The sequence below is a fragment of the Streptomyces sp. AM8-1-1 genome, assembly GCF_032229325.1.
Lineage (GTDB): Bacteria > Actinomycetota > Actinomycetes > Streptomycetales > Streptomycetaceae > Streptomyces > Streptomyces achmelvichensis.
Window position 1 is genome coordinate 2,188,948 of the sequence record NZ_CP135086.1, and the last position, 25,800, is coordinate 2,214,747.

The following is a 25,800-nucleotide window of genomic DNA, read 5'->3' on the forward strand; positions in this document are numbered from 1 at the left end:
CGATGTCGTGTTCACTCAGGGCTGCAAACATCAATTCCCCCCGTTCTGTTCCGTATCCTGTGCCCTCGCATTTTCGTGCAGTTCGCCGGAGAGCAGCTCGAGCACGCTCCGTACACTCTCTCTACGGATTTCCGCCCGGCCACCGTTCAACCGCAATGCGGCGACTTTCCGTGAACCGTCCGGCCCTGCGACGGCGACGAAGACCGTCCCGACGGGCTTCCCGTCCTGCGGCTCGGGACCTGCCACACCGGTGGTGGCGATGCCCCAGCCGGCGCCCAGGACCGTGCGCACACCGGCCGCCATCTGCACAGCGACCTCGGCGTCCACCGCGCCCCGCTCCGCCAGGAGGGTCCCGTCGACGCCCAGGACGTCCCGCTTCAGCTCCGTTGCGTACGCCGTGACGGACCCGCGGAAGGCCGCCGAGGCCCCGGGGACACCGGTGAGCTCCGCGGCCACCAGACCGCCCGTCAGGGACTCCGCGGCCGCCAGGGTCTGACCACGCTCCGCAAGCACCGCGATGATCCGGGCGGCGACGGTCACAGGTCGGCCTCCGCCACGGCACGCTCCCTGGCCAGCCCCTTGCGCCTCAGCACAATCGCCTGCCGCACGTAGTCGAGGCCGGTGAGCACCGTCAACACGACGGCGAGGGCCATCACCCAGAAGCGGAGGGTGGCGAGTGGACCGGTCAGTGCGAGGACGTACATCCCGACCGCCGCGCCCTGCGCGAGGGTCTTCATCTTGCCGCCGCGGCTGGCGGGAATCACGCCGTGGCGGATCACCCAGAACCGCATGAGCGTGATGCCGAGCTCGCGGAAGAGGATCACTCCGGTCACCCACCACGGCAGATCGCCGAGCGCGGACAGGCAGATCAGGCCGGACGCCATGATCGCCTTGTCGGCGATCGGATCGGCGATCTTCCCGAAGTCGGTGACCAGGTTGTACGTACGCGCCAGATGACCGTCGAAGATGTCCGTGATCATGGCGACGGCGAAAGCGGCCCATGCCCAGGCCCGCCATGCCGGGTCGTACCCGCCGTCCTGCAGCATGAGCAGGACGAAGGCGGGCACCAGCACCAGCCGCACCATGGTGAGGATGTTGGCGATGTTCCAGAGGCTGGCCTGATTGACGGCCGCAGCGCCGAGCTTGCCGCCGGGCGCGGGCCTACCCGTGCCGCCCCCCGCGGATGCCGGCACTCCGGTCATCTGGCCGCCTCCTGAACCCTGTGGTCGCCCTCCAGGACCTCGCAGAACTCGGCCACCAGGTCGACACCCTCCGTACCGACAGCCTTCGCCACGACCATACGGCCGGGGGCCAGGCCCTCGCCCGACGTGAAGATCACCTGGCCGTCCGTCTCCGGGGCCTGGTGCGCGGCGCGGCCGACCGCACCGTCCTCCCCGTCCACGGACTCGACGAGCACCTCCAGGCGCTCACCGAGCCGCTCCTCGGCGCGCTGCGCGGTCAGCTCCTCCGCGAGCCGCGACAGGTGCTCCAGCCGCTCGGCGATGACGTCGGCGTCCAGCTTGTTGTCGTACGAGACGGCTTCCGTGCCGTCCTCGTCGGAGTAACCGAACACACCGATGGCGTCCAGACGCGCATGCGTGAGGAAGCGTTCCAGCTCGGCGAAGTCGGCCTCGGTCTCGCCGGGGAAACCGACGATGAAGTTCGAGCGCACACCGGCCTGCGGCGCCTTGGTCCGGATGGTGTCCAGCAGCTCCAGGAACCGCTCGGTGTCGCCGAAGCGCCGCATGGCTCGGAGCACGCCGGGGGCGGAGTGCTGGAACGAGAGGTCGAAGTAGGGCGCGATCTTCGGAGTCGAGGTCAGCACGTCGATCAGCCCGGGCCGCATCTCGGCCGGCTGGAGATAGCTGACGCGCACCCGCTCGATGCCGTCGACGTCCGCGAGCTCCGGCAACAGGGTCTCCAGCAGCCGGATGTCGCCGAGGTCCTTGCCGTACGAGGTGTTGTTCTCGGAGACCAGCATGACCTCCTTGACGCCCTGCTCCGCCAGCCAGCGCGTCTCACCGAGGACGTCGCTGGGCCGCCGGGAGATGAAGGAGCCGCGGAAGGAGGGGATCGCGCAGAAGGAGCAGCGGCGGTCGCAGCCGGAGGCGAGCTTCACGGACGCGACGGGGCTGGTGCCGAGGCGCCGGCGCAGCGGGGCACGCGGCCCGGACACCGGGGCGACTCCCTCGGGAAGGTCCTCGGGCACGTCCTCGGGAGCCTGGGCGTGGCCCGGCAGCGCGACCTCGGTCGCCGACTGGCGCTCCACCGGGCTGAGCGGCAGGAGCTTGCGACGGTCGCGCGGAGTGTGCGAGGCGTGGACACCGCCGCTGAGGATGGTCTGCAGCCGGTCGGAGATGTCGGAGTAGTCGTCGAAGCCGAGCACACCGTCCGCCTCGGGCAGCGCCTCGGCGAGTTCCTTGCCGTACCGCTCGGCCATGCAGCCGACCGCCACGACGGCCTGGGTTCTCCCGTGGTCCTTCAGATCATTGGCTTCGAGGAGTGCGTCGACAGAGTCCTTCTTCGCGGCTTCGACGAAGCCACAGGTGTTGACGACGGCGACGTCCGCGTCGGCGGCTTCCTGGACGAGCTCCCAGCCGTCCGCTGCCAAGCGGCCTGCAAGCTCCTCCGAGTCCACCTCGTTACGGGCGCAGCCAAGAGTGACAAGGGCGACGGTACGGCGTTCGGGCATGGGCTCAAGACTACTTTGTCCACGCCCTCACCCCGGCCCCGAGGGTTCCCGGCCGTCCGCCGCCCTGTGGCGTCAGCCGACCTCGGGGTCACCCTTGGTGTACGACAGCCGCTCGACCTGGCCCGTCTCGAACCGGTCCTCGACCTTCTTGCCGTTGACGTACAGCTCGATCGCGCCGGCGTTGCCGAGGATCAGATCGACCCGCTCGTCGTCCTGGAAGGTCTTGGACTGGCCCTTCAGAAGGGTGCCGTCGAAGAGCAGCTTGCCGTTGTGCGACTTGGCGGAGATCCAGCTCTTGTCGTCCAGGACGGACAGCTTCACCGTGACCTTGTCCTTCGGCACCGCGGCGATCGCACTGTCGGAGGGTTCGGGCTTGGGGTCGACGGGCTTGCTCGTGGACTTGCTGGGCGAGGGCTTCTTGTCCGGCGCCGAGCCCTCGGCGACGTTGGAGCCGTCCTTGCCCTCGTCGTCGCCGTTGAACAGCGTGAAGCCGACAAAACCGATCACGGCGACGATCGCCGCGACCATCGCCGCGGTCCAGTTGGGCCGCTGGCGCTCGGGCCGGATGCGTTCGGCCTCGAACAGCGGCGCGGCGGGCGTCGGCGCGGGCCGCCCACCGTGCTCGGCGTCGAACTGGGACACGAGCGGATCAGGATCGAGGGCGACGGCACGCGCGATCATGCGGATGTGGCCGCGCGCGTACACGTCACCGCCACAGCGGGAGAAGTCGTCCTGTTCGATCGCGGTGACGATCGGGACGCGCACCCGGGTGGAGGCACTGACCTCGTCGACGGTCAGACCTGCGTCGATGCGGGCTTGCTGGAGCACATGACCGATCGAAGGCCGGTCGTCCTCGGGGGAAGGCCGGTCGTCTTCGGGGGAGTTGCCGATGGACACGGGGGTGCCTTTCGAGCGTGTAGCCACCTGCTGGAGGTTCAGTCTATGGGTGGTACGAAAGGGTGGGGCAACTGGGCGGAGGGAGTTTGTACGCCATCGGAATGGCCGGGCATCCGTGATGGTGGGACATCTGTATGTCCCTCCCTCCAACTTGACGTAGGACCGGGGGAAACGGTTGCTCTCGAAACCCTTACGAGTGAGACTCCCCGCGGATCACGGCCAGCACTCCATCCAGCTCATCAGGTTTCACCAGAACATCACGAGCCTTTGAGCCTTCGCTCGGGCCGACGATGTTGCGCGACTCCATCAGGTCCATCAGCCGTCCGGCCTTGGCGAAACCGACGCGCAGCTTGCGCTGGAGCATCGACGTGGACCCGAACTGGGTGGATACCACAAGTTCGGCTGCCTGGCAGAGCAGATCCAGGTCGTCGCCGATGTCCTCGTCGATCTCCTTCTTCTGCTTGGTGCCGACCACGACGTCGTCGCGGAAGACCGGTGCCATCTGATCCTTGCAGTGCTGGACGACGGCCGCGACCTCGTCCTCGGTCACGAAGGCACCCTGCATACGGGTGGGCTTGTTGGCCCCCATGGGCAGGAAGAGCCCGTCGCCCTTGCCGATCAGCTTCTCCGCGCCCGGCTGGTCGAGGATGACCCGGCTGTCGGCGAGCGAGGAGGTGGCGAAGGCGAGCCGGGACGGCACGTTCGCCTTGATCAGACCGGTGACGACGTCCACGGACGGCCGCTGCGTCGCCAGTACCAGATGGATGCCCGCGGCGCGCGCCAGCTGCGTGATGCGGACGATCGCGTCCTCCACGTCCCGCGGCGCGACCATCATCAGGTCGGCGAGCTCGTCCACGATGACGAGCAGATAGGGATACGGCGACAGCTCGCGCTCGCTGCCCTCGGGGGCCTTCACCTTGCCGTTGCGCACGGCCTGGTTGAAGTCGTCGATGTGCCGGTATCCGAACGCCGCGAGGTCGTCGTAGCGCAGGTCCATCTCCCGCACGACCCACTGGAGCGCCTCGGCGGCCCGCTTGGGGTTGGTGATGATCGGGGTGATCAGGTGCGGGATGCCCTCGTAAGCGGTGAGTTCGACCCGCTTGGGGTCGACGAGCACCATCCGGACGTCCTCCGGGGTGGCGCGCACCATGACCGAGGTGATCAGGCAGTTGATGCAGGACGACTTGCCGGAGCCGGTCGCGCCGGCGACCAGGACGTGTGGCATCTTGGCGAGGTTGGCCATCACATAGCCGCCCTCGACGTCCTTGCCGAGCGCGACCAGCATCGGGTGGTCGTCCTCGGCCGCGTCCGCGAGCCGCAGGACGTCGCCGAGGTTGACCATCTCGCGGTCCGTGTTGGGGATCTCGATGCCGACCGCGGACTTGCCGGGGATCGGGGAGATGATCCGGACATCGGGACTGGCGACGGCGTACGCGATGTTCTTCGTCAGGGCGGTGATCCGCTCGACCTTGACCGCCGGGCCGAGTTCCACCTCGTAGCGGGTGACCGTCGGGCCCCGGGTGAACCCGGTGACGGCCGCGTCGACCTTGAACTCCATGAAGACGTTGGAGAGCGAGGCGACGATCGCGTCGTTGGCGGCGCTGCGGGTCTTGCCCGGCCCTCCCCGCTCCAGCAGGTCGAGCGACGGGAGGGAGTACGTGATGTCGCCGGCCAGCTGGAGCTGCTCGGCGCGCGGCGGCAGGGGCTGGGAGTCGTCGGGGGCGGGCTTGGTGAGATCGGGGACGGGCCCGCTCTGCGAGGAAGTCTCCTCGGGCTCCTTGACCCGTCGCTTCCTGGGCTCCGCCTGCTCGGGCTCGCGCGCGGCCGGCAGCGGAGACGCGGCACGCTGCCGCTCCGCGGTGACGTCCTTGGTCAGATCGGCGACCAGGGGCGAGGGCGGGAATCCGTTGTAGACGGCTCCGTCGAGCGCCGCGGCCGCGGCGGCCGCCACGTCCACGGCGTCCATCGGGCGGTCCATGGAGGGCTGCACCGAGCCGCGGCGCGGCCGGCGTCGCCTCGACAGGGCCTCCGACTCGGCCTGGTCCGGGTCGTAGTCGACGGGGGCCTCGCTGCGGCGGGCGCCCGAGCGGCGGGCGCGGGCCGGAACGGCCTCGCGCCACTGCTCGTCGTAGCGGTGGTCGTCGTCCGTGCCCTCGTACTCGCCGTCCCCGTACTCCCCCGGCTCGTACACCGGGTCGACGATGCCGAGCTTGGCGCCGAGCAGTCGCAGCCGCTGCGGAATGGCGTTGACCGGCGTGGCGGTGACGACGAGCAGACCGAAGAGCGTGAGCAGGACCAGCAGCGGTACCGCGAGCACCTCACCCATCGTGAAGATCAGCGGCTTGGACGCGGCCCAGCCGATCAGACCGCCGGCGTCCTGCATGGCGCCGGTGCCCTCGCCGCGCCCCGGAGAGCCGCACGCGATGTGCACCTGGCCGAGCACGCCGACGACGAGGGCCGACAGGCCGATGACGATGCGGCCGTTGGCCTCGGGCTTCTCGGGATAGAGGATCAGCCGGACGGCGACCGCGCCGAGCAGTATCGGCACCAGCAGATCGAGCCTGCCGAAGGCACCGGTCACCAGCATCTCGACGAGATCGCCGACCGGACCGCGGAGGTTGGACCAGGTTCCGGCGGCGACGACCAGCGCGAGTCCGAGGAGCAGCAGCGCCAGGCCGTCCTTGCGGTGGGCCGGGTCGAGTCCCTTCGCGCCACGCCCTATGCCGCGGAGCATCGCACCCAGGCCGTGCGCGAGTCCGAGCCAGAGCGCGCGAGCGAGCCGATAGACACCACCGGTGGGAGACGGTGCCGGTTTCGGCGCGACTTTCTTGGCAACGGCCTTCTTGGCCGGTGCCTTCTTCGCGGGCACGGTCTTCTTTGCGACGGCTTTCCTGGCGGGCGCCGCCTTCTTCGCGGCACCGGTCGTACGGCCGGGGCGCGGCTTCGCGGTGCCCGCCGTGCCCTGGGAACCCTTGCCGGACGTACGTGAGGCCATAGTGGTGAGGTTACCGGTGTGGGAGGCAGTGGACACGTGTGCTTACTGCTTCACCCGTTCGTGTCGCCCTGCGGAGGCGGCAAAGTGACGTTCCCTCACACACCGGCCGACACTTCGGCCGCTCAGTTCTGCGAGGGCAGGGCGCTGGGGCCGCCGGTACCCGGTTCCAGTGCGTCCAGGGCTCTGCGCAAACCCGTGAGTTTGCGCTCGAGATGGGCCGCGGTCGCCACGGCGGCCGCATCCGCGGAGTCGTCGTCGAGCTGCTTCGAGAGCGCCTCCGCCTGCTCCTCGACGGCCGCGAGGCGCGCGGAGAGCTCGGCGAGCAGGCCCGCCGGCTCCTTGTGGTTGTCGGCGCCCGACTGCCCGCCGCCCTCCAGCTGAAGCCTCAGCAGCGCGGCCTGCTCCCGCAGTTGGCAGTTCTTCATGTACAGCTCGACGAAGACCGAGACCTTGGCGCGCAGCACCCACGGGTCGAACGGCTTGGAGATGTAGTCGACCGCGCCCGCGGCATAGCCCCGGAACGTGTGATGCGGTCCGTGGTTGATCGCGGTGAGGAAGATGATCGGGATGTCCCGGGTCCGCTCCCGCCGCTTGATGTGCGCCGCGGTCTCGAAACCGTCCATTCCAGGCATCTGGACGTCCAGCAGAATGACCGCGAAGTCGTCTGTCAGCAGCGCCTTGAGCGCTTCCTCCCCTGACGATGCCCGCACCAGTGTCTGATCGAGCGCAGAGAGAATGGCCTCCAGCGCCAGCAGATTCTCCGGCCGGTCATCGACCAGGAGGATCTTGGCCTTCTGCACCATGCCCCGTCCTCCTCGCCCCGGCGTGGGGTCTCCCCAGCTCTTCGAGCCGGGGGACGCACCGGGCGCCGCCCCAGGGGGCGACTCCCTTGCGTCGCCCGTCCTTGTGCCGGTCATGGTAGCCGCACCCCGCCCGTCGCCACACCCTGTCACCGCGTTGTCACAGTGCACGAAGCAGAAACGTAGCGGGAGACCAGAAGGTTCCCCGAATACCACCGCCTCACACGCCATCGGCCACAGCCGGTCGACAACGGGCGAAGGTCCGGACAGCGGCCGCTCACTCGTCGCGCATCCACTGCTCCATCACAGAGAGCAAATGGTCAGGATCGACCGGCTTGGTGACATAGTCGGATGCCCCCGACTCGATCGCCTTCTCCCGGTCCCCCTTCATCGCCTTCGCGGTGAGCGCGATGATCGGCAGTCCGGCGAACTGCGGCATCCTGCGGATCGCCGTCGTCGTCGCGTAGCCGTCCATCTCCGGCATCATGATGTCCATCAGTACGACCGTCACATCGTCGTGCTGCTCCAGGACTTCGATGCCCTCACGGCCGTTCTCCGCGTACAGCACGGACAGGCCGTGCTGCTCCAGCACGCTGGTGAGCGCGAAGACATTGCGGATGTCGTCGTCGACGATGAGCACCTTCTCGTTGTCGAAGGTGAACGTCCGCCGCTGCTCCGGCACCTCCTGGCCACCGCGGCCGCCCTGCCAATCCTCACGGCCCCGGGCACCCTCGCCCGGCGCCCCGGCGCCGTCGCCCTGCGACCCCTGCCGACCGGGCAGCGCCGTCCGCTCCTCGGTCGCCTCCAGCGCCTTGCGGCGGCGCCGGAAAAGAGCGGCCGGACCCTGCGGCGCGGACCGCTCGGGACGGGGCTGCGAAGAGGCCTCGTCCGCCGCGTCGTCGGCCGGCCCCGGCTGCGCCTCCACGGCGCCCGAGGTGACCTGCGCATAACCCTGCGGCGGCAGTTCACTCGGGTGAAGGGGCAGATAGAGCGTGAACGTCGAACCGCGGCCCGGTTCGCTCGCCGCGTGGATCTCGCCGCCGAGCAGCCGCGCGATCTCCCGGCTGATCGACAGACCCAGGCCCGTACCGCCGTACTTACGGCTCGTCGTACCGTCGGCCTGCTTGAACGCCTCGAAGATCACACGCATCTTGCCCGACGCGATCCCGATGCCGGTGTCGGTGACGGAGAAGGCGATCAGATCGGCGTCCGCGTCCTGCAACGACCCGGCCTCCAGCAGCTGCTCACGGATCGACTGCGGCACATCCGCGCTCGCCGGCCTGATGACCAGCTCTACGGCGCCGGAGTCGGTGAACTTCACCGCGTTCGACAGGAGGTTGCGCAGCACCTGAAGCAGCCGCTGCTCGTCGGTGTGCAGCGTCGCCGGCAGCTCCGGAGAGACGCGGACCGAGAAGTCGAGGCCCTTCTCCGCGGTCAGCGGACGGAAGGTGGCCTCCACGTAGTCGACCAGCTGCACCAGCGCGATCCGCGTCGGGCTGACGTCCATCTTGCCCGCCTCGACCTTCGACAGATCGAGGATGTCGTTGATCAGCTGGAGCAGGTCCGAGCCGGCGCCGTGGATCGTCTCCGCGAACTCCACCTGCTTCGGCGAGAGGTTCCCCTCGGCGTTGTCGGCGAGCAGCTTGGCCAGGATCAGCAGCGAGTTGAGCGGCGTCCGCAGCTCGTGCGACATGTTCGCCAGGAACTCGCTCTTGTAGCGCATCGAGACCGCGAGCTGCTCGGCGCGCTCCTCGAGCACCTGCCGGGCCTCTTCGATCTCGGTGTTCTTGACCTCGATGTCGCGGTTCTGCTGCGCGAGCAGTTCCGCCTTCTCCTCCAGTTCGGCGTTGGACGCCTGGAGCGCCTTCTGCCGGTTCTCCAGCTCCGCCGAGCGCTCACGCAGCTGCTCGGTCAGCTCCTGCGACTGCTTGAGCAGCACCTCGGTCTTGGTGTTGACGCTGATGGTGTTGACGCTCGTCGCGATCATCTCGGCGAGCTGGTTGAGGAAGTCCCGCTGAATCTGCGTGAACGGCTGGAACGAGGCCAGCTCGATCACCCCGAGGACCTTCCCCTCGAAGAGCACCGGCAGCACGATCACATAGGCCGGCGACGCCTCCCCGAGACCCGAGGAAATCCTCAGATAGCCCGGCGGCACATTGACCTGGATCGTCCGCTTCTCCTCGGCGGCCGTCCCGATCAGCGTCTCGCCCGGCCGGAAAGACGTCGGCATGAGCCCCGCGGAGTATCCGTAACTGCCGCGCATGCACAGCTCGTACGACAGCTCCCCGTTGCCCGGTACGTCCGAGGTGCTCCCCGTCGGCATCGCCAGGAAGAAGGCGCCGTGCTGCGCCGAGACGACCGGCGTGAGCTCGCTCATGATCAGCGAGGCCACGTCGTCCAGGTCGCGCCGGCCCTGCATCAGACCGGAGATCCGGGCGAGGTTGCCCTTCAGCCAGTCCTGCTCCTCGTTGGCGAGGGTGGTGTCGCGGAGGTTCGCGATCATCGTATTGATGTTGTCCTGAAGGACCTGGATCTCGCCGGCCGCGTCCACGTCGATCTTGAGGTTCAGATCGCCACGGGTCACCGCCGTCGCGACAGCCGCGATCGCGCGCACCTGCCGGGTCAGGTTCCCGGCCATCTCGTTCACCGACTCGGTGAGGTCGCGCCAGGTGCCGTCGACGTCCCGCACCCGGGCCTGACCGCCCAACTGCCCGTCCGTGCCCACCTCGCGGGCCACGCGGGTGACCTCCCCCGCGAACGAGGACAGCTGGTCGACCATCGTGTTGATGGTGGTCTTCAGCTCCAGGATCTCGCCCCGCGCATCGATGTCGATCTTCCTGGTGAGATCGCCCTTCGCGATGGCGGTGGTGACCGTGGCGATCTGCCGCACCTGGCCGGTCAGGTTGGACGCCATCGAGTTCACGGACTCGGTGAGGTCCTTCCAGGTACCGGAGACGCCCGGCACATGCGCCTGACCGCCCAGCTCGCCTTCGGTGCCCACCTCGCGGGCCACCCGGGTCACCTCGTCGGCGAACGACGACAGGGTCGTCACCATCGTGTTCACGGTCTCGGCGAGCTCGGCGACCTCGCCGCGCGCCTCCACCGTCACCTTCTTGGTCAGATCACCGTTGGCGACGGCCGCGGAGACGCGGGCGATGTTGCGCACCTGGCTGGTCAGGTTGTTGGCCATCAGGTTGACGTTGTCGCTCAGGTCCTTCCAGATGCCGGTGACGCCGCGCACCCGGGCCTGACCGCCCAGCACACCTTCCGTACCCACCTCACGGGCGACCCTGGTCACCTCGTCCGCGAAGTCGGAGAGCTGGTCGACCATCGTGTTGACGGTCGTCACCAGCTCGAGGATCTCGCCCTTGGCGTCGACGGTGATCTTCTTGGAGAGATCGCCCTTGGCGACCGCCGTCGTCACCTCGGCGATGTTGCGGACCTGGCTGGTCAGGTTGTTGGCCATGAAGTTCACGGACTGCGTGAGGTCCTTCCAGGTGCCGGAGACACCCTGCACCTCGGCCTGACCGCCGAGGATGCCCTCCGTACCCACCTCGCGCGCCACCCGCGTGACCTGCTCGGCGAAGTTCGAGAGCTGGTCCACCATCGTGTTGAGGGTGTTCTTCAGCTCCAGGATCTCGCCGCGTGCGTCCACGTCGATCTTCTGCGACAGGTCACCACGCGCCACCGCGGTGGCCACCTGGGCGATGTTGCGGACCTGGGCGGTGAGGTTGCCCGCCATGCCGTTCACGGAGTCGGTCAGATCGCGCCACACACCGGCGACACCGGGCACCTGCGCCTGCCCGCCGAGCCGGCCGTCCGTACCCACCTCGCGGGCCACCCTGGTGACCTGCTCGGCGAACGCGGAGAGCTGGTCGACCATCGTGTTGATGGTGTTCTTCAGCTCCAGGATCTCGCCGCGTGCGTCAACGTCGATCTTCTGCGACAGGTCACCACGCGCCACCGCCGTCGTCACCTGGGCGATCTGCCGCACCTGCGAGGTCAGGTTCCCCGCCATGAAGTTGACGGAGTCGGTCAGTTCCTTCCAGGTGCCGCTGACGCCGTCGACGCGGGCCTGGCCACCGAGGCGGCCCTCCGTACCCACGTCCCGCGCCATACGGGTCACCTGGTCGGCGAAGGACGACAGCTGCGCCACCATCGTGTTGACGGTGTTCTTCAGCTCCAGCATCTCGCCGGCCACATCGACCGTGACCTTCTGCGACAGGTCACCGTTGGCCACCGCCGTCGTCACCTGGGCGATGTCACGGACCTGGCCGGTGAGGTTGCGGAAGGCCGTGTTCACCGAGTCGGTGAGGTCCTTCCAGGTGTTCGCCGCGCCCGGCACCTCGGCCTGACCGCCCAGGCGGCCCTCGACGCCGACCTCGCGCGCCACCCGTGTGACCTCGGCACCGAAGGACTGGAGCTGGTCCACCATCGTGTTGACGGTGTTCTTCAGCTCCAGCATCTCGCCGGCCACATCGACCGTGACCTTCTGCGACAGGTCACCATTGGCCACCGCCGTCGTCACCTGGGCGATGTCACGGACCTGCGTGGTCAGATTGCGGAAGACGGTGTTGACCGAGTCGGTGAGGTCCTTCCAGGTCCCGGCGGCGCCCGGCACCTGTGCCTGGCCGCCGAGCAGGCCCTCCGCGCCGACCTCGCTCGCCACCCGCGTGACCTCGTCCGCGAACGTCCGCAGCGTCTCGGTCATCTGGTTGATCGTCTCGGCGAGTTGAGCCACTTCGCCGCGTGCGCTGACCGTCACCTTCTGCGACAGATCACCATTGGCGACCGCGGTGGTCACCTCGGCGATACCGCGCACCTGGGAGGTCAGGTTGCCGGCCATGGTGTTCACGGAATCGGTGAGGTCTTTCCACACGCCCGCCACACCCGGCACCTCGGCCTGACCGCCGAGCTCGCCTTCCGTACCGACCTCTCGGGCCACCCGCGTGACCTCGGAGCCGAAGGACTGGAGCTGGTCCACCATCGTGTTGACGGTGTTCTTCAGTTCCAGCATCTCGCCGGCGACATGGACGGTGACCTTCTGTGACAGATCACCCTTGGCCACGGCGGTCGTGACGAGAGCAATGTCACGCACCTGCGCCGTCAGCCGGTACGCCATGGTGTTGACCGAATCCGTGAGGTCCTTCCACGAACCGGACATACCGCGCACCTGCGCCTGACCGCCGAGTTTGCCCTCGGTGCCGACCTCCAGGGCGACCCGGGTCACCTCATCGGTGAACGCCGACAGCTGGTCCACCAGGCTGTTGACGGTCCGCGCGACCTTCAGGAACTCGCCGCGCAGCGGCCGTACGGCCCCCTCCCCCTCGGGGGCGTGGGAGCGCAGCTCCATCCGCTGTTCCAGATCGCCCTCGGCGACGGCCGACAGGACACGGCCCACCTCGGACACCGGTCGCGCGAGATCGTCGACCAGAGCGTTCGAGGCGTCGATCGCCGCCGCCCAGGAGCCCTCGCAGGCCCCCGTCTCCAGCCGTTCGGTGAGCTTTCCCTCACGTCCGACCACCCTGCGCACCCGGGCGAGCTCGCCCGTGAGATGAACGTTCCGGTCCGCGACCTCATTGAAGACAGCCGCGATCTCGGACATCACCCCGTCGCCGGACACGGTCAGGCGCCGACGGAAATTGCCGTCCCGCATCGACACCAAAGCTCCCAGCAGCCTGTTCAGGGCCGCTGTGTCCACCTCGGTTGTCCCATTGCTACGGGACCGTCCGCCTTTCGCACGCGTGCTCTTGCCACGCGCCGCCACGCCAGACTCCACCGTGTCCCTCCCGCAGGGGTTGACCGTACTGTCCGGGCTGTACCTGGAAGCCTGCCCAGTGTTTCACCTGCGCCGAACCAGGCCATAACAGTTCGGCAGCTTCGCATAGCGTCCCCGCCCCCGTCGGGCGGAAACAGCGGCAACCGGCATCCGCTCGGACAGCGAAGGTAAGTAACCTGGCATCCGGCTGTCCAACCGCCCCGGTCCGCCCGGCGGGGGCGGCCCGGACGCAGTACTACCACCGGGCACCGGGAGGGGCAGGCCGATCATGGCAGAGCCGGGCGTCGAGACGCGTACGAGGAGTTCTGTGATCACCGCGCGGGCGGCTGCCACCTTCGACCCTGTCGGGCGGTCCGTCGCGACCGCCCGGGCCTTCGTGCGCGACACACTCCACGGGTGGGGGTTCTCGGACGTCGTCGACGACGCGGTCGTCCTCACCAGCGAGCTCGTCACCAACGCCGTCATCCATGCCGGCACCGCGGCCGACGTCCTGTGTCTGCGCTCGGACGACGGTGTACGGGTCGAGGTCGCCGACCGCTACCCGGAGCGCGAGGTCCCGATCCAGGGCACCGGTCTCTCCCTCGGCAGCCCCGACCGCGAGAACGGCCGCGGGCTTCTGCTCTGCGCGGCGCTGGCCTCCCGCTGGGGCGTCGAGTACAGCCCCACGTTCAAGCAGGTCTGGTTCCAACTCGACCTCCCCCAGCGCCCGGTGGGCACCCGCTCCGCGGGACCCGTCCTGCCGACACCGCTCCTCCCCGTCGCCGACGAACGCGTCCGCGTGGCCGTCACCCAGATCGACAGAAGCGGCGCGATCTCCGTCTGGAACGACGACGCCGAGCACCTCTTCGGCTACGCGGCCGACCAGGTCATCGGCAAGCCGCTCACGGACTTCGCCGCCTGGCCGCACACCCCCGGCATCGGCACCGGCATCGCCGAAGCGCTCCAGCTCTCCCGCTGGGAGGGCAGTTACGGCATCCGCGGCACCGACGGCCGTGTCGTCCCGGTCTACGCCTCGCACCTGCGGGTCCGCGACACCAATGGCGAACCCTCCACCGTCTGTCTGCTCGTCAGGGACGACGAACGCGCCGTGCTCCAGAGCCCGCAGCGCGCCCCCGTGACCGACACGGGCGCCGAGAGCCACACGACAGACCCGTTCGAGGTCTTCATCGGCTCCCCTGCGCCCGACGACCTCGACGGGCTCCTCCAGCGCACGGTGGAGCGCGCCCGGGACATGCTCGACGGCGACGCCGCCTTCCTGCTGCTGGCCACCGACGACGAGACCGAACTCGAAGTGCGGGCCAGCACCGGACTCCCCTCCGCCCGCCAGCGCTTCGCCCGCGTGCCCGTGGAGGCCGGCACCGGACGCTACGGCTCGGCGCGGATGCCCGCGGTGCACGAGGACCTCACCGTGGTGCCGGGCGCGGTCCCGCTCCTCAACTCGACGGGCATGCGGTCCGTCGTCACCGTCCCGCTGAAGGTCGAGGGCCGCCTCACCGGATCGCTGGGCGTCGCCGCGGAAGCATCGGGCCGGTACTCCAACGAGGAGGCCCTGCGCCTCCAGTTCGCCGCCGACCGCATCGCGCTCGCCGTGGAGTCCGCCCGTCTCGGCGAGCTCGAACGACTGCGCCGCGGTTCGCTCTCCTTCCTCGTCGAGGCGTCCGACCTGCTCGCCGGCACCCTCGACCGCGACCAGACACTGGCGCTCATGGCACAGATGACCGTCCCGACGCTGGCCACCTGGTGTGCCGTCTACACGATCGCCGACCAGGCCTCGGACCCGTACCTCAGCTATGTGCTCCACGAGGACGAGGAACGCATCGACGGCCTCAAGGCCCTCCTCTCCAAGATCGCGCCCCCGGACCCGGTGCCCACCCCCGGCGCACGCGTGTGGACCGCACCCGCCGAAGCAGGCCAGCAGGCGGCGCTGCTCACCTCCAAGCGCGAACTCGGCATCGGCTCCACCCCGCCGGTCTCCTCCGGCATCGGCACCACGCTCGCCACGGCAGCCGCCGTCGGCGGGGAGACGGTCGTACTGCCCCTGGTGGCGCGCAACCGCGTCATCGGCATGCTGACCCTCGGCAAGCCGTCCGACGACCACTTCCGCCAGGAGATCCTGGAGCTCGCCGAGGACCTCTCGCGCCGGGCCGCCCTGGCCCTCGACAACGCGCGGCTGTACTCGGAGCGCGTGGCCATCAGCCAGTCCCTCCAGCGCAGCCTGCTGCCGCCGGAGTTGCCGCACATCCCGGGCGTCGAGGTCGAGGTCATCTACCGCGCGGCCGGCGAAGGCAACGAAGTCGGCGGCGACTTCTACGACCTCTTCCCGATCCGCGACGGCGCGTACGGCTTCGCCATCGGCGACGTCTGCGGTACGGGCCCGGAGGCCGCGGCGGTCACCGGTCTCGCCCGGCACGCTCTGCGCCTTTTGGCCAGGGAGGGCTTCGGCGGCCCCGCGGTCCTGGAGCGCCTCAACGCCGCGATCCTCGACGAGGGCGCCCGTAGCCGCTTCCTCACCCTGCTCTACGGGGAGTTGTGGCCGCAGGAGGACGGCAGTGCCGTCCTCAAGGTCGTCTGCGCCGGCCATCCGCTCCCGCTGCGGCTGCGCCAGGACGGCACCGTCGAACCGGCGGCCGACCCGCAGCCCCTGCTCGGTGTCATGGACGACCTCGAGCTGTACGAGCAGATGGTCACCCTCGACCCGGGTGACGTCCTGCTCTGCGTCACGGACGGCGTCACCGAACGCCGCGAGGGGACACGCATGCTGGGCGACGAGGGCCTCACCGATGTGCTGACCACCTGCACCGGACTGACCGCGGGCGCGGTGGCCGCGCGCGTCCTGCGAGCCGTGGAACGCTTCGCCGCGGAGCCGGCCTCGGACGACATGGCCATCCTCGCGATGCGTGTACCGGAGCCTCAGCACTCCTGAACAGCAAGAAGGCCCCCGCCACTTGGCGGGGGCCTTCTTCGTACGAGCCCCAATACGGAATCGAACCGTAGACCTTCTCCTTACCATGGAGACGCTCTACCGACTGAGCTATTGGGGCCTGCTGCGCTGTGGCAACGGGATAGATCATACCCCGAACCGAGGCGTGGTTCGAACCACCGGGGCCACAGAATCTGCGTCTTCGCCGGCGGCCGGTCGTGAACGCAAAAATGCCTCAACCCCCGGACATGATCCGGGGGTTGAGGCTAAAAATTGTTCGGCGGCGTCCTACTCTCCCACAGGGTCCCCCCTGCAGTACCATCGGCGCTGAAAGGCTTAGCTTCCGGGTTCGGAATGTAACCGGGCGTTTCCCTAACGCAATGACCACCGAAACACTATGAAGATATCGACCCGGAACCCACACAGACGGGGGTTCGACAGTTCGTTACTTCAGAACTAACACAGTGGACGCGAGCAACTGAGGACAAGCCCTCGGCCTATTAGTACCGGTCAACTCCACCCATTACTGGGCTTCCATATCCGGCCTATCAACCCAGTCGTCTACTGGGAGCCTTACCCTCTCAAGGAGGTGGGAATACTCATCTCGAAGCAGGCTTCCCGCTTAGATGCTTTCAGCGGTTATCCCTCCCGAACGTAGCCAACCAGCCATGCCCTTGGCAGGACAACTGGCACACCAGAGGTTCGTCCGTCCCGGTCCTCTCGTACTAGGGACAGCCCTTCTCAATATTCCTACGCGCACAGCGGATAGGGACCGAACTGTCTCACGACGTTCTAAACCCAGCTCGCGTACCGCTTTAATGGGCGAACAGCCCAACCCTTGGGACCGACTCCAGCCCCAGGATGCGACGAGCCGACATCGAGGTGCCAAACCATCCCGTCGATATGGACTCTTGGGGAAGATCAGCCTGTTATCCCCGGGGTACCTTTTATCCGTTGAGCGACGGCGCTTCCACAAGCCACCGCCGGATCACTAGTCCCGACTTTCGTCCCTGCTCGACCCGTCGGTCTCACAGTCAAGCTCCTTGTGCACTTACACTCAACACCTGATTGCCAACCAGGCTGAGGGAACCTTTGGGCGCCTCCGTTACCCTTTGGGAGGCAACCGCCCCAGTTAAACTACCCATCAGACACTGTCCCTGATCCGGATCACGGACCCAGGTTAGACATCCAGCACGACCAGAGTGGTATTTCAACGATGACTCCACAACCACTGGCGTGGCCGCTTCACAGTCTCCCACCTATCCTGCACAAGCCGAACCGAACACCAATATCAAACTGTAGTAAAGGTCCCGGGTCTTTCCGTCCTGCTGCGCGAAACGAGCATCTTTACTCGTAGTGCAATTTCACCGGGCCTATGGTTGAGACAGTCGAGAAGTCGTTACGCCATTCGTGCAGGTCGGAACTTACCCGACAAGGAATTTCGCTACCTTAGGATGGTTATAGTTACCACCGCCGTTTACTGGCGCTTAAGTTCTCAGCTTCGCACGCCCGAAAGCGTACTAACCGGTCCCCTTAACGTTCCAGCACCGGGCAGGCGTCAGTCCGTATACATCGCCTTACGGCTTCGCACGGACCTGTGTTTTTAGTAAACAGTCGCTTCTCGCTGGTCTCTGCGGCCACCCCCAGCTCGAGGAGCAAGTCCTCTCACCAGTGATGGCCCCCTTCTCCCGAAGTTACGGGGGCATTTTGCCGAGTTCCTTAACCATAGTTCACCCGAACGCCTCGGTATTCTCTACCTGACCACCTGAGTCGGTTTAGGGTACGGGCCGCCATGAAACTCGCTAGAGGCTTTTCTCGACAGCATAGGATCATCCACTTCACCACAATCGGCTCGGCATCAGGTCTCAGCCTTAACGAGGGACGGATTTGCCTACCCCTCGGCCTACACCCTTACCCCGGGACAACCACCGCCCGGGCTGGACTACCTTCCTGCGTCACCCCATCGCTTACCTACTACCACCTTGGATCGCCGGCTCCACCACTTTCCTTTCCCCGAAGGGTCCGGAACGGCTTCACGGGCTTAGCATTAATGGGCTCGATATTGGGCGTTTCAAAGCGGGTACCGGAATATCAACCGGTTGTCCATCGACTACGCCTGTCGGCCTCGCCTTAGGTCCCGACTTACCCTGGGCAGATCAGCTTGACCCAGGAACCCTTAGTCAATCGGCGCACACGTTTCTCACGTGTGTATCGCTACTCATGCCTGCATTCTCACTCGTGAACCGTCCACCACTGCCTTCCGGCGCGGCTTCACCCGGCACACGACGCTCCCCTACCCATCCCAGCGGGCGTTGGCCCTATATGCTGGAATGACACGACTTCGGCGGTACGCTTGAGCCCCGCTACATTGTCGGCGCGGAATCACTTGACCAGTGAGCTATTACGCACTCTTTCAAGGGTGGCTGCTTCTAAGCCAACCTCCTGGTTGTCTCTGCGACTCCACATCCTTTCCCACTTAGCGTACGCTTAGGGGCCTTAGTCGATGCTCTGGGCTGTTTCCCTCTCGACCATGGAGCTTATCCCCCACAGTCTCACTGCCGTGCTCTCACTTACCGGCATTCGGAGTTTGGCTAAGGTCAGTAACCCGGTAGGGCCCATCGCCTATCCAGTGCTCTACCTCCGGCAAGAAACACACGACGCTGCACCTAAATGCATTTCGGGGAGAACCAGCTATCACGGAGTTTGATTGGCCTTTCACCCCTAACCACAGGTCATCCCCCAGGTTTTCAACCCTGGTGGGTTCGGTCCTCCACGACCTCTTACAGCCGCTTCAACCTGCCCATGGCTAGATCACTCCGCTTCGGGTCTTGAGCGCGCTACTAAATCGCCCTATTCGGACTCGCTTTCGCTACGGCTTCCCCACACGGGTTAACCTCGCAACACACCGCAAACTCGCAGGCTCATTCTTCAAAAGGCACGCAGTCACGACGCAAGGAACAAGTTCCTTGCGCGACGCTCCCACGGCTTGTAGGCACACGGTTTCAGGTACTATTTCACTCCGCTCCCGCGGTACTTTTCACCATTCCCTCACGGTACTATCCGCTATCGGTCACCAGGGAATATTTAGGCTTAACGGGTGGTCCCGCCAGATTCACACGGGATTTCTCGGGCCCCGTGCTACTTGGGTGTCTCTTAAACGAGCCGCATGAATTTCAGCTACGGGGGTCTTACCCTCTACGCCGGACCTTTCGCATGTCCTTCGCCTATCCATACGGTTTCTGACTCGTCTCACCGCCGGCAGACGATGATAAAGAGATCCCACAACCCCGCATGCGCAACCCCTGCCGGGTATCACACGCATACGGTTTGGCCTCATCCGGTTTCGCTCGCCACTACTCCCGGAATCACGGTTGTTTTCTCTTCCTGAGGGTACTGAGATGTTTCACTTCCCCTCGTTCCCTCCACACTGCCTATGTGTTCAGCAGCGGGTGACAGCCCATGACGACTGCCGGGTTTCCCCATTCGGAAACCCCCGGATCAAAGCCTGGTTGACGACTCCCCGGGGACTATCGTGGCCTCCCACGTCCTTCATCGGTTCCTGGTGCCAAGGCATCCACCGTGCGCCCTTAAAAACTTGGCCACAGATGCTCGCGTCCACTGTGCAGTTCTCAAGCAACGACCAGCCACCCACCACCCCACCCAACAGGGCGAGTTCACTGGGGCCGGCATCGCGAAGGACGAGCTCACGCTCGCACCCTCAGATACCCAACAGCGCGCCCGGCACGACCAGTCGAATCCTGTGTTCCACGCCGAAGCAGTACTAACAGTCATCATCTGAGCCGTGCCGAATAGTCAACGTTCCACCCATGAGCTGACCACCGTCGAACATTTGCCGACGTAGTGGCTCTGGATCTCTTGCGAGATCTAGATGCTCCTTAGAAAGGAGGTGATCCAGCCGCACCTTCCGGTACGGCTACCTTGTTACGACTTCGTCCCAATCGCCAGTCCCACCTTCGACAGCTCCCTCCCACAAGGGGTTGGGCCACCGGCTTCGGGTGTTACCGACTTTCGTGACGTGACGGGCGGTGTGTACAAGGCCCGGGAACGTATTCACCGCAGCAATGCTGATCTGCGATTACTAGCAACTCCGACTTCATGGGGTCGAGTTGCAGACCCCAATCCGAACTGAGACCGGCTTTTTGAGATTCGCTCCGCCTCGCGGCATCGCAGCTCATTGTACCGGCCATTGTAGCACGTGTGCAGCCCAAGACATAAGGGGCATGATGACTTGACGTCGTCCCCACCTTCCTCCGAGTTGACCCCGGCAGTCTCCTGTGAGTCCCCATCACCCCGAAGGGCATGCTGGCAACACAGAACAAGGGTTGCGCTCGTTGCGGGACTTAACCCAACATCTCACGACACGAGCTGACGACAGCCATGCACCACCTGTCACCCGACCACAAGGGGGCACCATCTCTGATGCTTTCCGGGCGATGTCAAGCCTTGGTAAGGTTCTTCGCGTTGCGTCGAATTAAGCCACATGCTCCGCTGCTTGTGCGGGCCCCCGTCAATTCCTTTGAGTTTTAGCCTTGCGGCCGTACTCCCCAGGCGGGGAACTTAATGCGTTAGCTGCGGCACCGACGACGTGGAATGTCGCCAACACCTAGTTCCCAACGTTTACGGCGTGGACTACCAGGGTATCTAATCCTGTTCGCTCCCCACGCTTTCGCTCCTCAGCGTCAGTAATGGCCCAGAGATCCGCCTTCGCCACCGGTGTTCCTCCTGATATCTGCGCATTTCACCGCTACACCAGGAATTCCGATCTCCCCTACCACACTCTAGCTAGCCCGTATCGAATGCAGACCCGGGGTTAAGCCCCGGGCTTTCACATCCGACGTGACAAGCCGCCTACGAGCTCTTTACGCCCAATAATTCCGGACAACGCTTGCGCCCTACGTATTACCGCGGCTGCTGGCACGTAGTTAGCCGGCGCTTCTTCTGCAGGTACCGTCACTTTCGCTTCTTCCCTGCTGAAAGAGGTTTACAACCCGAAGGCCGTCATCCCTCACGCGGCGTCGCTGCATCAGGCTTTCGCCCATTGTGCAATATTCCCCCACTGCTGCCTCCCGTAGGAGTCTGGGCCGTGTCTCAGTCCCAGTGTGGCCGGTCGCCCTCTCAGGCCGGCTACCCGTCGTCGCCTTGGTAGGCCATCACCCCACCAACAAGCTGATAGGCCGCGGGCTCATCCTTCACCGCCGGAGCTTTCAACCCCCTCCCCATGCAGGAAGGAGTGTTATCCGGTATTAGACCCCGTTTCCAGGGCTTGTCCCAGAGTGAAGGGCAGATTGCCCACGTGTTACTCACCCGTTCGCCACTAATCCACCCCGAAGGGCTTCATCGTTCGACTTGCATGTGTTAAGCACGCCGCCAGCGTTCGTCCTGAGCCAGGATCAAACTCTCCATGAATGTTTTCCCGTAATCGGGATGAACACCACAAGAGCGGAACAGCCGATCGGAATAGGACCGACTGTTCACAGCGTCCTCGCTGTGTCATTGCCTACCAACCACAAGGGCCGGCAGGACTTTCAAAGGAACCTCGCCATCCGAAGATGGACGGGGTATCAACATATCTGGCGTTGACTTTTGGCACGCTGTTGAGTTCTCAAGGAACGGACGCTTCCTTTGTACTCACCCTCTCGGGCTTTCCTCCGGGCGCTTCCCTTCGGTCTTGCGTTTCCAACCCTACCAGATTCTTTTTCCGTTCCGTTTCCGGTGGAGTTTGAATCCGATGGCCGATTGGAGTGGCCTTTGCCTTTCGGCTGCACCGACTTTATCAGAGATTCTGAGTCGGAATTTCCCGCCCGTTCAGGTCACTGCTTCGAGCGCGTAAGCACATCGAGTTCCCTGCGGGCGGAGACGTAAACGTACTGGAGCGGAGCGCCCCGATGCAAATCGAGGGGCTCCGCTCCGAGAACAGCGACGTCAGAGGGTCAGACCTCGACGACGACGGGGAGGATCATCGGCCGGCGACGGTAGGTGTCGGACACCCACTTGCCCACCGTTCGGCGTACCAGCTGCTGGAGTTGGTGCGGTTCGGCGACGCCGTCGGCGCCTGCCTTGGCGATCGCGTCCTCGATCTTCGGGATGACCGCGTTGAAGGCCGAGTCCTCGATTCCGGAACCGCGCGCGTGCAGGTTCGGGCCGCCGACGACCTTGCCCGTCGTGGAGTCGACCACGACGAAGACCGAGATGATGCCCTCGTCTCCGAGGATGCGACGGTCCTTCAGGGACGCTTCGGTGACATCGCCGACCGAGAGACCGTCCACGTACACATAGCCGGCCTGGACCTTGCCGACGATCCTGGCCTTGCCGTCGACGAGGTCGACGACGACTCCGTCCTCGGCGATCACGATGCGGTCCTTGGGGACGCCCGTCTGTGCACCGAGTTCGGCATTGGCCCGCAGATGGCGCCATTCACCGTGCACAGGCATCAGGTTCTTCGGCCGGCAGATGTTGTAGAAGTACAGCAGCTCGCCCGCCGAGGCGTGGCCCGATACATGGACCTTGGCGTTGCCCTTGTGGACGACGTTCGCACCCCACCGGCTCAGGCCGTTGATCACGCGGTAGACCGCGTTCTCGTTGCCCGGGATGAGCGACGACGCCAGGATCACCGTGTCGCCCTGGACGATCCGGATCTGGTGGTCGCGGTTGGCCATGCGGGACAGGGCCGCCATGGGTTCGCCCTGCGAGCCCGTACAGACGAGGACGATCTCGTGGTCCGGCAGGTCGTCGAGCGTCTTGACGTCCACGACGAGGCCGGGCGGGACCTTCAGATAGCCGAGGTCACGGGCGATGCCCATGTTGCGGACCATCGAGCGCCCGACGAAGGCGACGCGCCTTCCGTATTCGTGGGCGGCGTCGAGGATCTGCTGGATCCGGTGCACATGGCTGGCGAAGCTCGCGACGATGATGCGCTTCTGGGCGTTCGCGAAGACCGTGCGCAGCACGTTGGAGATGTCCCGCTCCGGTGGGACGAATCCGGGGACCTCGGCGTTCGTCGAGTCGGACAGGAGAAGGTCGATACCTTCCTCGCTGAGCCGGGCGAAGGCGTGCAGGTCGGTCAGCCGGCCGTCGAGCGGCAGCTGGTCCATCTTGAAGTCGCCGGTGTGGACGGCCATGCCCGCGGGGGTGCGGATCGCGACCGCCAGGGCGTCCGGGATGGAGTGGTTGACCGCGATGAATTCGCAGTCGAACGGGCCGATGCGCTCCCGGTGGCCTTCGCTCACTTCCAGCGTGTACGGCCGGATGCGGTGCTCCTGGAGCTTCGCCTCGATCAGGGCGAGGGTCAGCTTCGAGCCGATGAGCGGGATGTCCGCCTTCAGGCGCAGCAGATAGGGGACGCCACCGATGTGGTCCTCGTGGCCGTGCGTGAGCACGATGCCTTCGATGTCGTCGAGGCGGTCCCGGAGGGTGGTGAAGTCCGGAAGGATGAGGTCGATTCCGGGCTGTTCCTCCTCGGGGAAGAGGACGCCGCAGTCGACGATGAGCAGTCGGCCTTCGTATTCGAAGACCGTCATGTTGCGGCCGATCTCGCCGAGACCACCGAGCGGGGTGACGCGAAGGCCGCCCTTCGGGAGCTTCGGCGGGGCGCCGAGTTCGGGATGCGGATGACTCAAAAGACTCTCCTCACCACGTACGCCACGTACCGCTGGGGCACGTGGCGTACATGTCATTCGTGCACTTGCTGTTGTCTGTCCGACCGCGGATGGCCGGTTCGTCCTGCTTATTCAGTTGTGAAGTCGGTGGTCAGAGCTGTACCCCGCCGGCCGCCAGGTCGATCTTGAGCTGGGCGGCTTCCTGCGGGGACAGCTCGACGAGCGGGAGCCTGAGCGGCCCGGCGGGGAGGCCCTGAAGGGTCAGCGCCGCCTTGCTGGTGATGACGCCCTGGGTGCGGAACATGCCGGTGAAGACCGGAAGCAGCCGCTGGTGGATCTCGGTGGCCTTCTGGACGTCACCGCCGGCATGGGCGTCGACGAGGGCGCGGAGCTCCGGGGTGACGACATGGCCGACGACGGAGACGAATCCGATGGCGCCGACCGAGAGCAGCGGGAGGTTCAGCATGTCGTCGCCGGAGTACCAGGCGAGGCCGCTGCGGGCGATGGCCCAGCTGGCGCGGCCGAGGTCTCCCTTGGCGTCCTTGTTGGCGACGATACGCGGGTGCTCGGACAGACGCACCAGGGTTTCCGTATCGATGGGGACACCGCTGCGGCCCGGGATGTCGTAGAGCATGACGGGCAGTTCCGTCGAGTCGGCGATCGCCGCGAAGTGACGCAACAGGCCCTCCTGCGGGGGCTTGTTGTAGTACGGCGTCACCGCGAGCAGGCCGTGCGCGCCGGCTCGTTCGGCCGCGCGGGCGAGTTCGATGCTGTGGCGGGTGTCGTTGGTGCCGACTCCGGCCACCACGTGGGCCCGGTCTCCGACCGCTTCCAGTACAGCTCGTACGAGCTGGTCTTTCTCCGCGTCGCTGGTGGTCGGCGACTCACCGGTGGTGCCGTTGATGACCAGGCCGTCGTTGCCTGCGTCCACCAGGTGGGCCGCCAGGTGCTGAGCACCGGCGAGGTCAAGTGCGCCGTCAGCCGTGAACGGCGTGACCATGGCGGTGAGGACCCTGCCGAAGGGGGTCTGCGGAGTGGAGATCGGAGCCATGGGTAACACGCTACTCGCTGCTCAGCACGGTGTGTCCCCTCGGGGCACGTGACGTACGACGTGGCATGAGGAGCCCGGCACTGCCTGCTCGGGGGTTCAAGCAGTGCCGGGTCCGTTTGATCAGCCTAGATGAACTTCACGAAACACCGCAATGCGGACACTTCACCCGTGGATGCGTACGTATGTACTCGCAGGCTGCTCAGGGAGCCACGCGGCCGTTGGCATTGAAGGCCGCGTAGGTGAGCGGCATCAGCCGCGCCCAGTGATCCTCCATCTTCTCGCCGACCATCTCGATCTCCCGCTGCGGGAAGGACGGAACGGTCGCCAGCTCGTGCTGAGTGCGCAGGCCGAGGAAGTGCATCAGCGAGCGTGCGTTGCAGGTCGCGTACATCGACGAGAAGAGACCCACGGGCAGGACCGCGCGGGCCACCTCACGGGCGACGCCCTCGGCCAGCATCTCCTGGTAGGTCTCGTAGGAGCGCCGGTAGGACTCCTCCATGGCCTCGCTGACGACCTTGTGCTGCTCCGGAGTGCCGTCGACGAAGACGTACTTGCCGGGGCGGCCCTGCTGGACGAGCTTGCGGTCCTGGCCGGGCACGTAGAAGACCGGCTGAAGCTCCCGGTAGCGGCCGGACTCCTCGTTGTACGACCAGCCCACGCGGTGCCGCATGAACTCGCGGAACACGAAGATGGGGGCGCTGATGAAGAAGGTCATCGAGTTGTGCTCGAAGGGGCTGCCGTGGCGGTCCCGCATCAGGTAGTTGATGAGCCCCTTGGAGCGCTCCGGGTCCTTCTGGAGCTCCTCCAGCGACTGCTCGCCGGCCGTGGAGACGCGGGCGGCCCACAGCACGTCGGAGTCGCCGGCAGTGTGCTTCACCAGCTCGACGGTGACATCACCGCGGAAGCTCGGAGTTGCGCTCTCGGCAGGGGTGTCGGGCACCAGGGGGTCCTTCCGGTCGTACTCAGGGGGCGGCGCCCACTTTAACGACGCAGCGTCCCGCGGGTACCTCCGCCCTCGTGAGCCTTCTGGAGCAACTTGCCGAACGATGG

Annotated in this window: 11 protein-coding genes, 1 tRNA gene and 3 rRNA genes; 1 reads left to right on the forward strand and 14 read right to left on the reverse strand. The window is 66.2% G+C overall.

Translation table 11 applies throughout. From position 1 onward, the window contains the following. Positions 1–30: 30 nt before the first annotated feature. From RPQ07_RS09850 to RPQ07_RS09880, 7 genes are all read right to left on the reverse strand, one after another. Complete coding sequence (locus RPQ07_RS09850; RefSeq protein ID WP_313943730.1) at positions 31–540, reverse strand: CinA family protein; 510 nt, start codon at positions 538–540, stop codon at positions 31–33. Next, a complete protein-coding gene (gene pgsA, locus RPQ07_RS09855) occupies positions 537–1,202 on the reverse strand; it encodes a CDP-diacylglycerol--glycerol-3-phosphate 3-phosphatidyltransferase (protein WP_313943731.1) in 666 nt (221 codons plus the stop codon). The genes RPQ07_RS09850 and pgsA overlap by 4 nt, the downstream gene beginning before the upstream one ends. Beyond that, complete coding sequence (gene rimO, locus RPQ07_RS09860; protein WP_313943732.1) at positions 1,199–2,692, reverse strand: 30S ribosomal protein S12 methylthiotransferase RimO; 1,494 nt, start codon at positions 2,690–2,692, stop codon at positions 1,199–1,201. The genes pgsA and rimO overlap by 4 nt, the downstream gene beginning before the upstream one ends. 72 nt (positions 2,693–2,764) lie before the next feature. Then, on the reverse strand, positions 2,765–3,589 hold the full coding sequence (locus RPQ07_RS09865) for a helix-turn-helix domain-containing protein (protein WP_313948840.1): 825 nt from the start codon (positions 3,587–3,589) through the stop codon (positions 2,765–2,767). A 190-nt stretch (positions 3,590–3,779) separates the two neighbouring features. Continuing rightward, the gene (locus tag RPQ07_RS09870) at positions 3,780–6,584 is read right to left on the reverse strand and encodes a DNA translocase FtsK (protein ID WP_313943733.1); all 2,805 of its coding nucleotides are present in this window, start codon (positions 6,582–6,584) and stop codon (positions 3,780–3,782) included. 122 nt (positions 6,585–6,706) lie between these two features. Next, positions 6,707–7,387: a two-component system response regulator gene (locus RPQ07_RS09875; protein ID WP_313943734.1), complete on the reverse strand. Its 681-nt coding sequence runs from the start codon at positions 7,385–7,387 to the stop codon at positions 6,707–6,709. 274 nt (positions 7,388–7,661) lie between these two features. Next, the gene (locus tag RPQ07_RS09880) at positions 7,662–13,163 is read right to left on the reverse strand and encodes a HAMP domain-containing protein (protein ID WP_313943735.1); all 5,502 of its coding nucleotides are present in this window, start codon (positions 13,161–13,163) and stop codon (positions 7,662–7,664) included. Positions 13,164–13,431: 268 nt separating this feature from the next. Here RPQ07_RS09880 and RPQ07_RS09885 point away from each other — a divergent pair, with 268 nt between their 5' ends. Further along, on the forward strand, positions 13,432–16,086 hold the full coding sequence (locus RPQ07_RS09885) for a SpoIIE family protein phosphatase (RefSeq protein WP_313943736.1): 2,655 nt from the start codon (positions 13,432–13,434) through the stop codon (positions 16,084–16,086). Between the two features lie 45 nt (positions 16,087–16,131). On the opposite strand, the gene RPQ07_RS09890 is transcribed toward RPQ07_RS09885, so the two are convergent. The 7 genes from RPQ07_RS09890 to thyX all read right to left on the reverse strand — a co-directional run bounded on the left by RPQ07_RS09890 (position 16,132) and on the right by thyX (position 25,690). Continuing rightward, positions 16,132–16,204 (reverse strand) — tRNA-Thr (locus RPQ07_RS09890). 154 nt (positions 16,205–16,358) lie between these two features. Then, positions 16,359–16,475, reverse strand: a 5S ribosomal RNA gene (rrf, locus tag RPQ07_RS09895). An 88-nt stretch (positions 16,476–16,563) separates the two neighbouring features. Continuing rightward, positions 16,564–19,684 (reverse strand): 23S ribosomal RNA (locus RPQ07_RS09900). Positions 19,685–19,983: 299 nt separating this feature from the next. Further along, positions 19,984–21,510, reverse strand: a 16S ribosomal RNA gene (locus RPQ07_RS09905). The 16S, 23S and 5S rRNA genes sit together here with 1 tRNA gene alongside, the layout of an rRNA operon. A 524-nt stretch (positions 21,511–22,034) precedes the next feature. Beyond that, on the reverse strand, positions 22,035–23,720 hold the full coding sequence (locus RPQ07_RS09910) for a ribonuclease J (protein ID WP_313943737.1): 1,686 nt from the start codon (positions 23,718–23,720) through the stop codon (positions 22,035–22,037). A gap of 130 nt (positions 23,721–23,850) precedes the next feature. Next, a complete protein-coding gene (gene dapA, locus RPQ07_RS09915; RefSeq protein WP_313943738.1) occupies positions 23,851–24,750 on the reverse strand; it encodes a 4-hydroxy-tetrahydrodipicolinate synthase in 900 nt (299 codons plus the stop codon). 199 nt (positions 24,751–24,949) lie between these two features. After that, positions 24,950–25,690, reverse strand: coding sequence for an FAD-dependent thymidylate synthase (gene thyX / locus RPQ07_RS09920; protein WP_313943739.1), 741 nt, complete (start codon positions 25,688–25,690; stop codon positions 24,950–24,952). Positions 25,691–25,800 lie beyond the last annotated feature (110 nt).

Excerpts from the sequence above, each read along its gene's own strand:
- dapA (WP_313943738.1), bottom strand. The coding sequence starts at position 24,750 with ATGGCTCCGATCTCCACTCCGCAGACCCCCTTCGGCAGGGTCCTCACC.
- RPQ07_RS09870 (WP_313943733.1), bottom strand. The coding sequence starts at position 6,584 with ATGGCCTCACGTACGTCCGGCAAGGGTTCCCAGGGCACGGCGGGCACC.
- pgsA (WP_313943731.1), bottom strand. The coding sequence starts at position 1,202 with ATGACCGGAGTGCCGGCATCCGCGGGGGGCGGCACGGGTAGGCCCGCG.
- RPQ07_RS09885 (WP_313943736.1), top strand. The coding sequence starts at position 13,432 with ATGGCAGAGCCGGGCGTCGAGACGCGTACGAGGAGTTCTGTGATCACC.
- RPQ07_RS09875 (WP_313943734.1), bottom strand. The coding sequence starts at position 7,387 with ATGGTGCAGAAGGCCAAGATCCTCCTGGTCGATGACCGGCCGGAGAAT.
- rimO (WP_313943732.1), bottom strand. The coding sequence starts at position 2,692 with ATGCCCGAACGCCGTACCGTCGCCCTTGTCACTCTTGGCTGCGCCCGT.